Genomic DNA, 13,678 nt, shown 5'->3' on the forward strand with positions numbered 1-13,678 from the left:
CGCGGTGCGCAGCTTGGGCAGATGTTTGACGTCGATATGGACAAAGCCCAGGTCATAGTCCTGGAAGCGCCCCTGTCCTTTACGCGGCTGCGCCGTGGGCTTGGGCGGTCGTCGATTGAGCCCTTCGACCTTGAGTACCCTGTAGATGCTGTCGCGATTGAGGTGTGGCAGGAAGTGCCGGAGCACGAAGGTCAGGTCATCCAGGGCAAAGCCTGTCGCCCTGCGTACAGCACAGATGATCGCGCGTTCTTCCTCATTCATACGCCAAGCCAGACGATGGGGCCGACTTGGGCGATCCAGGATCGCCTGCTCTCCTCGCTTGCGCCATTTGCGGACCGTCTCATCGCTGATGCCATAGCGTTTCGCCACGACACTGGCAGGCTCGGTCGAACGGGCAATTTCCGCCCTTACAGCAGGCGTGGTTCGAGCCTGGGGATGTATCTGCACCATCACGAAACCTCATCAGCAAGGACGGCAAAGCGCCACGCGTGATCCGCGATGGCATTCTTTACCATATCCCAATGATGTGTCGCAACCAGACAGCTAGTCCTCCCCTGATTGCGTCATCACGCAGATACCCAACAGGAGGAGGAAGAAGCGCGCCGTCACTCGGTCAGCGCCCCTCCCCGGCATGGTTGCACAACGGTCACCGCTGGCTCCATCCAAGTCCCAACGCCTTTTGCAGGGCGACAAATGCACGATCAAGTTCGCCAGTCGCCTCCAGCACCGACTGATCGGCAGCCAGCGCCGCCCGTTCGGCATCGATTGACGTGGTCATCGGTATCGCTCCCTGCGCGTATCGCTGCCCGGCATAGGTCGCTGACTGCCTGGCGCCGTTCCGGCTTGCGATACTCGAAAACAGATTACGGCGCTGATTACCGAAGCGGGTCAGGCTGGTTTCCGCATCCGACAGCGCGCCGAGGACTGCCTTGCGATATTGCGCTTCCGCCTCGTCGCGGTCGGCCCGGGCCTGCTCGACCCGAGCACGATTACGGCCGAAGTCGAGGAAGCTCCAGCTGATCCGCGGCAGAAGAAGGCCCGCGATGCTGTCAGGATCGATCACATCGGCAATATTGGGGCCACCGAGGCCGATGATACCCATGATGCTGACGGATGGGAACTGCCGGGCGACGTTGACTCCGATCTTTGCGTTCGATGCCGCCAGCTGCCGCTCGGCTGCGCGAATGTCCGGCCGGCGTCGCAGCATGGCGGCCGGATCGCCAATCGCGACAGTCCCGGGGATCATCGGGATCGGCGCGGGGGTAGACAGCGCGGCGTCGTGTGCACCGGGTTCGTCGCCGGTGAGCAGGGCAAGCTGGTCGAGCGTGGTTGCGATCTGCCCTTCAAGCGGCAACAGCCCGGCCTCCGTGCGGGTCAGCTCAGTCTGGAGCCGAACCACCTCGTCGCGCGACGATGCACCGCGTTGCTCACGCTGTTGAAGCAGGGCGAGTGATCGCTGCTGAAGCTCCGCGGAGCGACGGGCCAGGATCAGGCGCTGCTGAAGTTCCCGCAGGGTCACATAATTCTGGGCGACCTCCGCCGAGAGACGAACCTGCGCATCGGCCCTGCTGGCTTCGGCTGCCTGAGCCTGGGCTTCGGCACCTTCGGCGGCACGGCGTCGCCCGCCGACCAGATCGATCTCCCAAGACGCGTCCAGGCCGGCGTTGTAGAATTCGGCCCTGATACGATCGGATTGCTCGCCTTGCGTCGGCAGCGCGAGCGAGCCGGCGGGAAGATCGGCAACGATCGCAGTCCCCGACGCCGAGACGGTGGGAAGCTGGTTTGTGCGCTGTTCGCGCAAGCTGGCGCGCGCCTTGCGGATGCGCGCCTCGGCGATCACCACGTCCGGATTAGAGGCAAGCGCGCGGTCGATCAGCATCGTGAGTTGCGCGTCGCCCATGCCTTCCCACCAGCGTGCGACAAGGGGCTGCGGTACCGTGACTGCCTGATCCGCGCGGCGAAATGTCGATCCGGCGCGCTCGCCGCTCGCGACGCTCGGCGGGCCTCCATAGTCGGGTCCGACGACGCATCCGGTCAAAAGGGCGGGGAGAATGGTCCAGCCAAGTCGCTTCATCAGTGCATCGCCATCTGCGTGTCGGAGGAGATCGGGCGGAGGAACAGCGCCAGCGGCGTGGTGATCGCGATCGCGACGCCGAGCGCGAAGAACAGGTCGTTATAGGCCATGACGGTAGACTGTTTGAGGAGTTGACCTGCGAGCTGCCGATAGGCGCCGGCTTCGCCGGACGGCATGGCCATAACCCTCGTGAACCATTCCTGTGTGGTCGCCGCGTTGGCCGACACCGTTTCGCTCAAGCGATTGAAATGGAGGAAGGTCTGACGGTCCTGAAGGGTGGCCATCATGGCAAGGCCGATCGATCCGCCGAGGTTGCGCCCGGCATTGAACAGTGCGGAAGCATCGCTGGCATCCTCGGGCGCCACGGCGCTGATCGCGGCTTGGTTTAGGAACATCATAGCGAAAATCTGACCGGCGCCGCGAATAATCTGCGAAGCCGTCAGATCGCCACCCGCTGACTGCGCCGTTAGGTGCCAGTCCATGGCGCAACTGATACCTATCAGCGTCATGCCGAAGATCACTGCCACACGGACATCCAGATATTTGAATGCGAGAGGAAGAAACGGCATTAGCATGATCGCGGGAATACCTGAGACGAAGACGACCTGTCCCGATTGTAGAGCACTGTAATTTGCCATTACTGAGAGAAACTGCGGGATTAAAAAGGTGACGCCGTAAAGGACAACGCCGATGACAAGGCTTAGAATGAAAACACTTCCAAATGACCGGCTGAAAATCAGCGTTAATTTGAGAACGGGTTGCGAAGACCGGACTTGCCCGATGGCGATGAGTGTGAAGCCCAGCAACGTCGCTAGAGCGAGCTTCACGATCATGGCGGACTCGAACCACATCTCGCTCTGCCCTTCCTCAAGCATCACGGTGAGCGCACCTAGGCCAATTGCGAGCCCTGCGATTCCGAGCCAGTCAGCATGGCGCAACTGGTCGAGCCGAAGATGCTCATGCTTTAGCCCTAGCAGAAGGAGGAGGACGAGCCCGACGCAGACCGGCACGTTGAGGAAAAAAGCATAGTGCCAGCTGTAGTTATCGGTCAGCCACCCACCGATGATCGGTCCAAGCACCGGGCCAAGGATGGCCGTGCCGCCGAAGGCAGCGGTGCCGATCGGCTGCTGTGATGGCGGTAGCCGGGTTGCGATGATGGTCATTGCGGTCGGAATCAAGGCACCGCCGGTAAAGCCTTGGCCAACGCGCCCGGCGATCATCATCGGCAGTGTCGTTGAAATACCGCACACTATCGAGAAGCCGGTGAAGCTGACCGCTGCACCCAGAAGGAAGTTGCGCAGGCCAAACAGGCGCACGAGGAAGGGGCTGAGCGGGATCATGACGATTTCCGCCACGAGATAGGAGGTCGCGACCCAGGTGCCCTCAGTTCCGCTCGCGCCGATCTCGCCCTGGATGGTGGGCAAGGCCGCATTGACGATCGAGATATCGAGCAGCGCCATGAATGACCCGATTGTTCCCGCCGCGACGGCGAGCCAGTCGCGCAGGCCTGCGCGTTCGGCGGCCATCAGCGCGCGCCCTGCATCTCACCGCGCTTCAGCCGCTCGGTTTCCTGCTCGATCCGTTCCCGGCTTCCCTTTGCGCCGATCGTGTCGACCGTGACCTCGACTGACAGGCCGGGCCGCAGCACCCGGCGCGCTTCCGGACCCGCCTCAATGCTGATGCGCACGGGCACCCGCTGGACGATCTTCGTGAAGTTCCCGGTCGCGTTCTCGGGCGGGATGAGCGAGAACTGCGCGCCTGTCCCTGGAGAGAAGCTGGCGACCCGGCCTCGCAGTTCGGCGCCGTCCAGTGCATCAACCTTGATGGTCACTGGCTGCCCGACGCGCATCAGAGCGACCTGCGTCTCCTTGAAATTCGCCTCGATGTAGAGCTGATAGACCGGCACCACCGACATCAGCCGGGTCGCCGGCTGGACATATTGCCCGGCCCGCACCGCCTTGTCGGCGACAACGCCGTCGATGCTGCTGCGGATCTCGACGGCACCGAGATCCGTCGAGGCGCGCGCAAGCTGCGCCTGCGCGGTGCCGCGCTGCGCCTCCGCCTGGCCGATGCGAGCCGCTTGTGTCGCGATACTGCGACGGGCGGCGAGGTAGGCGGCGCGCTGCGCGCGCAGATCGGCGGCGGTTCGATCACGCTGAAGGACAAGGTTTGCCAGACGCTCACGCGATTCCGCCCCTGTCCGAGCGAGGGGCTCGTAGCGTCTTACCTCGTTCTCTGCCGCTGCCGCGGCAGCCTCGGCGCTCGCAACCTGGGCGGCGGCCTGAGCGACAGTGGCCCGTTGCTCGTCAAGCGTCCGGCGTGCGGTCGTGATGTTGGCGCCGGCTGCGGCGATCTGAGCTTGCGCCTGATCGACATTGGCGCGGTAGTCACGAGGATCGAGGATGGCAAGCAGCTGGCCGCGGCGGACATGCTGGTTGTCGGCGACGAGGACACGCTCGACGTAGCCGCCGACCTTCGGTGAAACGGTCACAAAGTCCGCGCGCACATAGGCGTTGTTGGTCGATTGGAGGTACTGGCCGCTTGCGCGGTAATTCATATACCAGACGATGGCCGCGATGATGCCGGCGGCAAGCGCGGCGATGAGGACGTAGCGGACTATCGGGTAGCGCTCGAGAAGCGAGGGCTTCTTCTCAGCCTGGGTCTCCGATTGCGCATCCTGCTTAGGGTCACTGCCGTTTTCTTCAGCCCGCTCGTCAGCCACTCTACAACCCTATGATATGTAAACCGCGCCGTATCATAGTGGGCTTCGGATATTATTCCACCTGTTCTGATTGATTTTCGTATGGAGCTTAACTCCGGCAGCCCGACAGAGCGGCGAGTGTTGGGTTCGCGTTGTTCCACCCCCCAATCTTTAATGATCGAGGAAGTCACATGAACCCCACCTTTAAATGCTGAGCTTGTTAGCGTGAGCTCATCAGAGACGACAGCCTCGGGATATGGCGGCTCCCCGTAAAAAGCCCCGCCGCGCAAACCCCGCATCGATTGCGGTATTGAGGCGACGTAGTGCTGGGGCTGCGCCTGTTATTTCCCTCACCAAGCCACGAAAAGGTATGATCGAGTTGACAATCGTCTTTCCACCAGCTTCCGCCACTTTACCAAGACGATTTTCGTTACGGTCCGCTCCTACATCGTAAGCGTGGGCTGGAGCTTCCAATTACCCACATCTCGCCGCACGACTGATTCCGCTCGACTCATGGCTATTGCCTGAAGGGAGCGGCCCATGATTCATCCCCAAGCACCATTTCGCTGGAGCGGGGGTGCAAGGTGGGAAATTCTGTTTTCGATGCGGCCGGATGGGCTGATGGAGAAGTTGATCCCGGCGCCTTTCGTGATAAGCGGCTGGGCGAACGGCTTCGCACGATGCTTGAGCAGATGGCAGGTGCGATCGGCGCGCCGATTCCGATGGCTTGTCAGGACTGGGCCAATACCAAGGCGGCGTACCGCTTTTTGTCGAACGGCGCGGTCAACGAGGGTGAGATTCTCGCCGGGCATTTTCAGGCAACTCAGGCGCGTGTGGCTGCCCTTGACGGGTTCATCCTCGTTTTGCAGGACACCACCGAATTTTCCTATCAACGGCGCAATCCCGAGCGGATTGGTGCCATCGGTCTTTCACCGAGCCGGCGCGATGAATGGTCGGCTTCGGCTTCATATGGTCTGCGGCCTGCTCATGCACTCCAGCCTGGCGGTCACAACCGAGGGATTGCCACTGGGCCTGACAGCGGCGAAATTCTGGACCCGTACCAAGTTCAAGGGCACCAACGCGTTGAAGCGGCGGATCAACCCCACTCGGGTGCCGATCGAGGAGAAGGAGAGCTACCGCTGGCTCGAAAATATGCGCCAGTCGACGGCGCTGCTGGGCGACCCGGGGCGACTGGTTCACATTGGCGACCGGGAGAACGACATTTACGAGTTTTTCTGCGAAACACAGGCGCTCGGCACGCATTTCCTGGTGCGCACCTGTGTCGACCGTCTGGCCGGTGACGGTGGCCATACAATAGCCGATGAAATGAGCGAAACCACCGTGAAGGGCGTGCATCGGGTCAGCGTTGGCAAGGATGATCATGCCGACATTGAGCTACGCTATCGGCGCATCCAGGTTTTGCCGCCGATTGGAAAGCAAAAGCGCTATCCCTCCCTCAGCCTGACCATCTTGCACGCCCGTGAGTGTGGAACACCGGAGGGTCGACCCCCGATCGACTGGCGGCTCATCACCGATCTACCGGTAACAACGCCGGACGAAGCCATCGAAAAGCTCGACTGGTACGCCCAGCGTTGGAAGATTGAACTTTTCCACAAGATACTCAAATCCGGCTGCCGAGCCGAGGATGCACGGTTGCGGACCGCCGAACGCCTCGCCAACCTGATCGCCATATTCTGCATTCTGTCCTGGCGTCTGTTCTGGATGACCATGATCAACCGCACCGCTCCTGATGCATCGCCTCGGCTGGTCCTGACCGATGGTGAAATCACGCTGATCGACCGTCTTGCGGCGTACCGGAAGAACGGATCCGCAAGCAGAACCCTCGCCGATTATCTGACCCAAATCGCTCGACTCGGAGGCTATCTTGCGCGAGCCCATGATCCACCTCCCGGCAACATTGTCATCTGGAGTGTAAGCGCCGACAGAAGGTGGCGTTGACGCGGCCAGTCAGGCTTTGCGGCGTGTCCGCGGCGCCCATTTTTTCGCGAGCGCTTCCAGCCTTGCCTCGATCAGGGGGATATCGGGCTGGGCGTTGGGATCATGGTCGTCGCCGAGGGTCTCCAGCGCCTCTTCATGATATTCATGTTGGGGGTCGCCGAGCGCTTCGAGCTTTTCAGCATAGCCCCACGGGCCACCGCAGTCTTCTGGCGGCCTCATGCCTACTGCGTCGAGGATGAGCGGATATGTCAGGTCCGGCCTGGCCGGGCTGACGCGCTCGATCTTGACGCTGTGATCCCAGGCATCGCCAAAGTCGTAGAGATATTGGAAGGTCTTGCGCCTGGTATCCGCCAGAACCTGGGCGAGGGTAGCTTTACGGGCGTCGAGCGGTCCGTCGAAGCCGTATTCAGGATCGGGGATGCCGAAGCCGGTTTGCCCGAAGCTCATTTCCCACAGGTGAGAGTCCGTCCAGGAAAAGGCCGTCTGGAAGACGGTGTGCAGGCGATCGAGCCGGATATTGAGCGGGACCTCCAGCGTCCGACTGACGGTCGGTGTGACATCGTCCAGCGTAATCTTCATCCGCACCACGGTGCCGTTGCTCACGCAGCCTTCTCCAGATCGTTGGTCATCCTCGATGTCTGCCAGTTCCAGGGCAAGAAGTCATCGATCCGATTGATCGGATGGTTGCCGATGCGCTCGATGACGTCGGTAAACCAGGCCTCGGGCTCGACACCGTTGAGGCGGCATGTGCCGGCCAGCGAGTAAAAGAGCGCGGCGGCCTCTCCACCCTTCATGGAGCCGACGAACATCCAGTTCCGGCGCCCAAGAGCGACACCGCGCAGCGCGTTTTCCACCAGATTGTTGCTGATCTCGAGCCGACCATCATCGCAGTAGCGGATCATGGCCCGCCAGCGGTTGAGCGGATAGCGACAGGCACGCGCCAGATTGCTGTCGGAAGACAGGCCACGATTCTGGGTTTCGAGCCAGACGCGCAATGCCTCCAGCTTCGGCATCGCCTTGATTTGGCGGATACGTCTTCGCTCATCAGGTGGCGCACCCTTGATATCGCGCTCGATGGCGAAGAGTTCGGCGATCCGCACGACCGCCTCCGCCGCGATCGGTGACGGGCTCTTTTCCAGTATGTCGGTAAATTTCCTACGACTGTGACTCCAGCATCCAACTTCGACGATGTCCCTGGGAGCCTTGGTTTTGGGGTCGCGGTAAAGCGCGTTATAGCCCGCAAAACCATCCGCCTGGAGATACCCCTGATAGCCGGCGAGATGCTTTGCCGGATGCGCTCCGCCACGATCTGCGCTGAAGCGGAAGGCCACGGCGGGCGGGCTCATGTCGCCGCTGGAGCGATCATCGCGCAGATACACCCAGAAGTGCCCGGTTCGACTGCCGTCGCCATTGCCCAGCAGCGTGACCGACGTGTCGTCCCCATGGATTTTGGCGGCTTCCCGGATATAGGCGAACAACCGCTCGCCCAGCGGCGCCAGCAGCCACGCCAGTTTTCGCGCCCAGCGGCTCATCACATCCCGATCAATGTGAAGCCCAACGCGGCGGAAGATTACCGACTGCCGGTGCCAGGGCTGGTGATCGACAAAGCGATTGACGACGAGGTGGGCCAGCAGGGCGCTGCTCGCCATCACCTTGGGCAGCGGCAGATCGACAGCGGGCGCTTGTCGGATCTGTTCGCAGGATCGGCACGCCAGCCTGGGCCGGACATGGCGGATGACCCGGAAGCGCGCCGGGACATAGTCGAGAACCTCAGTGACGGCCTCGTCGATCTGCACTGACGGTCCATTACAACCGGCACTGCACGGGCCGGGCTGATGATCGACGGTCTGACGCGGGAAGTGTGCGGGAAGCGGAACGCGGCCGCCGGCTTTGCGGGCCGATTTCATCACGGGCGGCGCTGACACCTCATCGTTTGCCGGTTCCGGGGCTTCGACCTCCTCGAACATCAGCCGCAGCTGGGCGATATCCATTTTCTCGGAGCTGCGGCCGAACTGGACGCGCAGCAGCCGCGCGACACGATGCTCGAGCTTTTCGATCCGCAAGGTCTGGGCTTTGACGGTGGCTTGCGCCGCCGTCAGTTCGGCCCGTTCCTGCTCCATGACATCGGCCATCTCCAGCAGCATTTTCTGCAAGAGAACCGGGTCTGTGGGAAGGCGATCAAGGGCGAACCGCATGCCGCCGATAATAGCCGAAGCCCACGGTAAATCCTACATAAAATGGCGGTTTTCCTGATCTTTTTGGCTATGCGAGCCTCGGCGTGATCACCTCGTCGTGGACGATCGCCTGCTTCCAGTTCAGCCCTTCAACCAGCATCGCCATCTGGGCTGCCGACAGGCGGAGCGCGCCCTCATGAGCACGAGGCCACACGAACTTTCCGCGCTCGAGACGCTTCGCATACACGCATAGCCCGGACCCGTCCCAGACCAAGGCCTTCAACCTGTCGCCCCTTTTCCCGCGGAACAGGAAAACCGCCCCCGAGAAGGGATCAAGCTGAAGAATATTGCGCACCTGCGCCGACAGCCCATCAAATCCCTTGCGCATGTCGCACGGCGCCAGCGACAGATAGATTTTCGTCGAAGGCGGGAACGCCAGGCTCAATGATCCAGCTCCCGCAGGACATCGAGCACCTGTTTCAGGGCGGCCCGATCGACCTCGCCATCAACCAACACCGTCAGGCCGCACCGCCCGCGGACCTCGATCCGCCCTGGTTCCCCAGTTTTAGCCGACGGCGAAGACGATGCCAGTTCGACCGGCACGAAGCCTGCCATCGCTCCGCGGAGCAGCTGCTTGCGCCAGGTATAGAGCTGGCCTGTTCCAATGCTGTGCCGTCGAGCTACGGTCGATATGATCGCGCCAGGCGCCGTCGTCTCCTTCAGGATCGCCAGCTTCTCCTCGTCGCTCCAGTTCCGACGCCGCTCCAACCGTACAAGCGCTCCGCCATCACCGCGACCGCTCATACGAGGCTCGTTTGACTGCTCGATGTCCATGCTCACGCCTCCTCAAAAGCCGCGAGCTTTCCTATTCCGCTGCCGGCAGCAAGGCCGCCTTCCGTCGGCGCTTACTCTGGAGTGGATGGTCCCGACTGATGGACATCAAAATCGGTGCCGACGTCAGCCGTGTCACTTGTGGGTAATTGGAAGCGTCAGACCCCGCTTACCCTACATCGAAATCCGGTCCGAGAACATCGTCCAACTCAGCGATATTACGCTTTATCTCGTTGCAGGTGCGGGTCGATGCCCGATCATATGGGTTAGAAGAAGCGCTTAAGAGAATGGGTGGGATATCCTGCTTTACCGCTCCAACGTCTTTAGCTGGTTGGGAGGCAATAGATCGAACTGAATCCGTTCCGGTATTTTTGGATTCCTTGTGTCCCTCCTGAGCCGCGCCGGCAGACGCAAAAGTCAGTACCAAGATAGTAAAGGCAGCTGAAAATTTCGTCATATCCGTCCCTATCTACTATGATAATATTCAGATATTCCTGTACCACAGGGTAATCTCTTGTGTGATATTGGAGACGCCAGCACGATAAGCTGCAACGATGGACGTCACCGTCGCATCAGTGGCTCTTGTTCGCGATTCGAAGGACCGCACTGCCACATCACGTGCTGCCCCGCTTGTGACCTCTGCGCGCACGACAATAGTGATCAATGGGGGAGCCTTCAGTCCCTGATCAAAGGTGGCCGTGAACTGCGAAATTTCCGCCGACATGATGTCCGCCGGTTTTTGGAAGTCGCTTCGCGCAACTCGCGTTCGGGAAGACTGCTCCAGCTGGTCAATCAGAGCTAGACGGAACATCTCCGGGACGGGTTGGGACCAACGTGCTTTTGCGAGAGCAGCAACCCGCGAGTTGGCATTGGTTTCAATGCTGTCAGGCCGCAGATTATTCGGAAATGAAAGCTGGCGGACAGCAACAACCCGTGCATCGGCATCAGGCTGCCTTTGCGGGGGCTCACTGCGAAAGGAATATAGGTCCGCAGGCTTACCTCCGCCCAGAAGCCCACCAACACAGCCCGACAGCGAGACTAAGAGGAGCGCTGAAGAGATTTTTAGCAAACTTTTCACTTTGGCAGCTCCACTTCTCGCGCTTTCCCTCTTCCGAGAACAGAACGCGGATCTTGCTGTATTTGTCGGGTAAGTCGATCGAGTGACTCGGCAGCCTTTTCAAGCCCACGTAGAGCCCCCGCCACACGATTACCTTCTGGCCCCTCAAGACCTTCTGCACTCGCGTTCAACTTAGCTATAAAAGCCCGTGCATCGTTCGTCGCGCTCTTCGCATTCGCGGCCGCTTCTCGGATGTCTGCAAAGGCTTGCGTACCATCGCCCTGAATAGCGGTTCTCGCAGCCGCCGCAGCCTGCTCGATGTCACCCGACGCTGAATCAAGGCGACGGATTGCATTTTGAGCATCCGCAAACATTGCCTTTCGACTGTTAAGTTCTGCCGTCACTGATCTGATGTCAGCGAGCATGCCATCGACCTTTGCGATATTTCGGTCAGAAAGCACCCGATTGACCCGATCGAATGATTCAGAAACCTTAGCGAGGGTCTGCCCTCCCGCTTCCAGCACCGAATCCAACGACCCGGGCTTCGCCCTTATTATCGGGGGCTGCTCACGCGAAGCATCGCGAAGCAGTGGCCTTGTAGGCGAACCAGGAGTTAACTGGATAATGCTGACCCCTGTCACACCTTGGGACTCTTTTGAGGCAAATGTATCTACCCTTATGGGTGTACTCTCTTCGACCTTCACATCGATAATCACACGGCGAGAATTCGATGGATCTACACGAAGCTTCGTGATCTCCCCGACCTTGATGCCGTTAAAGTCAACTTCGCTACCTTCGGTTAGGCCGCGCACAGGTCCGTCAAAAACAACTCGATAATGGTCGAAGCCTTTACCAAATTGGTCGTTACCTAGCCAGAGAATGAAGCCGATCGCTGCCACCAGCAGACCAACTGTCAGACTACCCACCAGAGCGTAATTGGCATGCCTCTCCATTTAGTCGCCACCTGAGTTGAATCGCCGTGCTCTTCGGCTTTGAAAATAAGAGCGTGTCCATTCGTCTTCAGAATCACGCAGTTTCTCGACTGCGTCAGACGCGACGATCCTTTTGTCCGCCAGAACCGCTACTCGATCAGAAATTTGAAACAGGCTGTCCAGGTCGTGGGTGACCATGACGACAGTCAATTCCAAGGCATCACGCAGCGATACGATCAAGTCGTCAAACTCTGCAGCCGCGAGGGGATCGAGGCCTGCCGTTGGCTCATCTAAAAAAAGAAGCTTGGGATCGAGCGCTAGTGCACGTGCAACGCCAGCACGTTTTCTCATGCCGCCGGAAAGTTCTGCCGAGCGCTTATAAGCTGCATCATTAGCAAGCCCAACCAGAGAGATCTTCATCTGGGCCAATCGGCTTAGAAACTTGCCTCGAATTTCGGTATGTTCAAGAAACGGCGCTTCGACATTCTCTTGAAGCGTCAGGGACGAAAATAGCGCACCGTTTTGAAACATGACGCCCATGTTCGATGCGAGCCATTGCCGATCAGGACTATTAAAGATGTCCTGACCGTCTACTATTACCGATCCAGAAACTGGTCTCTGTAATCCCAACATCGTATTGAGCAACACGGATTTTCCGCCGCCCGAAGCGCCAACTATTCCAAGAATCTCCCCGCGATAGACGTCGAGGTCTAAATCTTCATGGATTACCGTTTTACCGAACGCTGTTTTAAGGTCGCGTACTTCGATCACCCTTTCCCGCTCGGCCATCACAGGTCCAATTTCATGAAAACGAGGGCGAAAGCTGCATCGAGGAGGATGATGGCGAACAATGCCTGAACGACTGCGGTCGTGACGTTTCTACCCAACACCTCGACGTCGCCACGGACGGCCATTCCCTGGCGGCAGCCAGTCAGTGCAATGATGATGGCCATTACAGGTGTCTTGATCAGACCAAGCCAGAAATGCTGAAGGTCCACCGTCTGCCGAAGACGCTCTACGAAAAACACTGGTGAAATATCTAAAGAAGCCCAGCTCACAAGCAGGCCACCAAGAATGCCGGCAATCATCGCTGCGACTGATAAAAGCGGGAGAGTAATGATCATCGCCAGCACGCGTGGGGTTACAAGCGCCTCCGTGAGATCGACACCCATGACCACCATTGCATCTGTTTCTTGGTTCATTCGCATAGCTCCGATTTGGGCAGCGAATGTAGACGTCGATCTGCCAGCCAGAAGAATTGCTGGTATTAGCACCCCAAACTCGCGCAACACCGATACCCCAACGAGCTGAACGGTGAAAACCGATGCCCCCAAGTTCCGCAGCAGGTTCGTGCCGACCAAAGCCACCACTGCCCCGATGAAGAATGTCATCGTCATGATGATTGGGAGCGCCTCGAGACTTCCCTGCTGCATCACGCTTACTAGCGCTCGCACGCGTAACCTGCGAGGGTTGATAACCGCTCTTCCAACGCCCACCTCAGAGCGGCCCAGGAACAGGATGTTACCATATAGTTCGCTTAGTCCTGCAACCACTTTGCGGCCTAAGCGTGTGAAAAAACCGTAAGACTTTTTGGGTTTTTCGGTCGCATGTTCCTGGATTGCGGGGGCAACGATGTCTAGGACACGCCGAAGCCGATCTGGTACATCGTTTCCTAGATCGCTGGCACCAAGCGCCTGAATAAGCGCGAACGCGCCTGCACTGTCGACCCGCCCTAATTGGCTCCAGTCGATCTGCTCGTCTGAAGCCAGCAAATGGCCATCGGTCGTTGCTCCCGCCGATTGGACCGTTGAGGCCAACCAATCGCCCGAAATTTTCGTTACGTTGTTTTCGGAATGAATGACGGGTTCAGAGAACGGCAAAATCACACCCAAAACCGTTTATGGTACGATACGGTATACTTAACGTGAGGGGATGTGCAATAGGGCAGGC

General features: G+C 59.6%; 15 protein-coding genes and 1 pseudogene. 1 reads left to right on the forward strand and 15 read right to left on the reverse strand.

Annotated features, from left to right (window positions below; all coding sequences use genetic code 11):
- From HHL26_RS21185 to HHL26_RS24355, 6 genes and pseudogenes are all read right to left on the reverse strand, one after another.
- Nucleotides 1–450: helix-turn-helix domain-containing protein (locus HHL26_RS21185; RefSeq protein ID WP_346765611.1), on the reverse strand; the 450-nt coding region annotated here is incomplete at its 3' end.
- A gap of 196 nt (nt 451–646) precedes the next feature.
- Entirely contained in the window at nt 647–2,074 is a 1,428-nt protein-coding gene (locus tag HHL26_RS21190) for an efflux transporter outer membrane subunit (protein WP_046766331.1), read from the reverse strand.
- A complete protein-coding gene (locus HHL26_RS21195; protein WP_046766330.1) occupies nt 2,074–3,600 on the reverse strand; it encodes a DHA2 family efflux MFS transporter permease subunit in 1,527 nt (508 codons plus the stop codon). The genes HHL26_RS21190 and HHL26_RS21195 overlap by 1 nt, the downstream gene beginning before the upstream one ends.
- A complete protein-coding gene (locus HHL26_RS21200) occupies nt 3,600–4,796 on the reverse strand; it encodes an HlyD family secretion protein (RefSeq protein WP_061938787.1) in 1,197 nt (398 codons plus the stop codon). Before HHL26_RS21200 ends, HHL26_RS21195 begins: the two co-directional genes overlap by 1 nt.
- Nucleotides 4,797–5,009: 213 nt before the next feature.
- Nucleotides 5,010–5,210 (reverse strand): annotated as a pseudogene (locus HHL26_RS24350) (hypothetical protein); the annotation flags it as partial.
- A 110-nt stretch (nt 5,211–5,320) separates the two neighbouring features.
- Nucleotides 5,321–5,668, reverse strand: a complete 348-nt coding sequence (locus HHL26_RS24355) for a hypothetical protein (protein WP_212611298.1) — start codon at nt 5,666–5,668, stop codon at nt 5,321–5,323.
- Nucleotides 5,669–5,720: 52 nt separating this feature from the next.
- Here HHL26_RS24355 and HHL26_RS24360 point away from each other — a divergent pair, with 52 nt between their 5' ends.
- Nucleotides 5,721–6,734, forward strand: a complete 1,014-nt coding sequence (locus HHL26_RS24360; RefSeq protein ID WP_052757582.1) for an IS4 family transposase — start codon at nt 5,721–5,723, stop codon at nt 6,732–6,734.
- Between the two features lie 9 nt (nt 6,735–6,743).
- Here the strand turns inward: HHL26_RS24360 and HHL26_RS21215 are convergent, their stop codons facing one another.
- The 9 genes from HHL26_RS21215 to HHL26_RS21255 form a co-directional block, all read right to left on the reverse strand.
- The gene (locus HHL26_RS21215; protein ID WP_232307734.1) at nt 6,744–7,337 is read right to left on the reverse strand and encodes a plasmid pRiA4b ORF-3 family protein; all 594 of its coding nucleotides are present in this window, start codon (nt 7,335–7,337) and stop codon (nt 6,744–6,746) included.
- Nucleotides 7,334–8,929 carry an IS66 family transposase gene (locus HHL26_RS21220; RefSeq protein WP_082718743.1) on the reverse strand — a complete coding sequence of 532 codons (1,596 nt, stop codon included), beginning with the start codon at nt 8,927–8,929 and terminating at the stop codon, nt 7,334–7,336. The genes HHL26_RS21215 and HHL26_RS21220 overlap by 4 nt, the downstream gene beginning before the upstream one ends.
- Nucleotides 8,930–8,996: 67 nt before the next feature.
- A complete protein-coding gene (gene tnpB / locus HHL26_RS21225) occupies nt 8,997–9,353 on the reverse strand; it encodes an IS66 family insertion sequence element accessory protein TnpB (RefSeq protein ID WP_226869714.1) in 357 nt (118 codons plus the stop codon).
- On the reverse strand, nt 9,350–9,742 hold the full coding sequence (locus tag HHL26_RS21230; RefSeq protein WP_082718744.1) for a transposase: 393 nt from the start codon (nt 9,740–9,742) through the stop codon (nt 9,350–9,352). The genes tnpB and HHL26_RS21230 overlap by 4 nt, the downstream gene beginning before the upstream one ends.
- A 166-nt stretch (nt 9,743–9,908) precedes the next feature.
- The gene (locus tag HHL26_RS21235; RefSeq protein ID WP_139111431.1) at nt 9,909–10,196 is read right to left on the reverse strand and encodes a hypothetical protein; all 288 of its coding nucleotides are present in this window, start codon (nt 10,194–10,196) and stop codon (nt 9,909–9,911) included.
- A gap of 27 nt (nt 10,197–10,223) precedes the next feature.
- Nucleotides 10,224–10,817: an ABC-type transport auxiliary lipoprotein family protein gene (locus HHL26_RS21240; RefSeq protein ID WP_076605791.1), complete on the reverse strand. Its 594-nt coding sequence runs from the start codon at nt 10,815–10,817 to the stop codon at nt 10,224–10,226.
- The gene (locus HHL26_RS21245; protein WP_046766224.1) at nt 10,814–11,749 is read right to left on the reverse strand and encodes an MlaD family protein; all 936 of its coding nucleotides are present in this window, start codon (nt 11,747–11,749) and stop codon (nt 10,814–10,816) included. The genes HHL26_RS21240 and HHL26_RS21245 overlap by 4 nt, the downstream gene beginning before the upstream one ends.
- A complete protein-coding gene (locus HHL26_RS21250) occupies nt 11,750–12,517 on the reverse strand; it encodes an ATP-binding cassette domain-containing protein (protein WP_046766225.1) in 768 nt (255 codons plus the stop codon).
- Entirely contained in the window at nt 12,517–13,614 is a 1,098-nt protein-coding gene (locus HHL26_RS21255) for an ABC transporter permease (RefSeq protein ID WP_046766268.1), read from the reverse strand. Before HHL26_RS21255 ends, HHL26_RS21250 begins: the two co-directional genes overlap by 1 nt.
- Nucleotides 13,615–13,678 lie beyond the last annotated feature (64 nt).

It is taken from the genome of Sphingobium sp. TB-6 (assembly GCF_012927365.1).
GTDB lineage: Bacteria > Pseudomonadota > Alphaproteobacteria > Sphingomonadales > Sphingomonadaceae > Sphingobium.

Coding starts and splice junctions, on each gene's coding strand:
- HHL26_RS21190 (WP_046766331.1), bottom strand. CDS start 2,074: ATGAAGCGACTTGGCTGGACCATTCTCCCCGCCCTTTTGACCGGATGC.
- HHL26_RS21195 (WP_046766330.1), bottom strand. CDS start 3,600: ATGGCCGCCGAACGCGCAGGCCTGCGCGACTGGCTCGCCGTCGCGGCG.
- HHL26_RS24360 (WP_052757582.1), top strand. CDS start 5,721: ATGAATGGTCGGCTTCGGCTTCATATGGTCTGCGGCCTGCTCATGCAC.
- HHL26_RS21220 (WP_082718743.1), bottom strand. CDS start 8,929: ATGCGGTTCGCCCTTGATCGCCTTCCCACAGACCCGGTTCTCTTGCAG.
- HHL26_RS21230 (WP_082718744.1), bottom strand. CDS start 9,742: ATGGACATCGAGCAGTCAAACGAGCCTCGTATGAGCGGTCGCGGTGAT.
- HHL26_RS21235 (WP_139111431.1), bottom strand. CDS start 10,196: ATGACGAAATTTTCAGCTGCCTTTACTATCTTGGTACTGACTTTTGCG.
- HHL26_RS21245 (WP_046766224.1), bottom strand. CDS start 11,749: ATGGAGAGGCATGCCAATTACGCTCTGGTGGGTAGTCTGACAGTTGGT.
- HHL26_RS21250 (WP_046766225.1), bottom strand. CDS start 12,517: ATGGCCGAGCGGGAAAGGGTGATCGAAGTACGCGACCTTAAAACAGCG.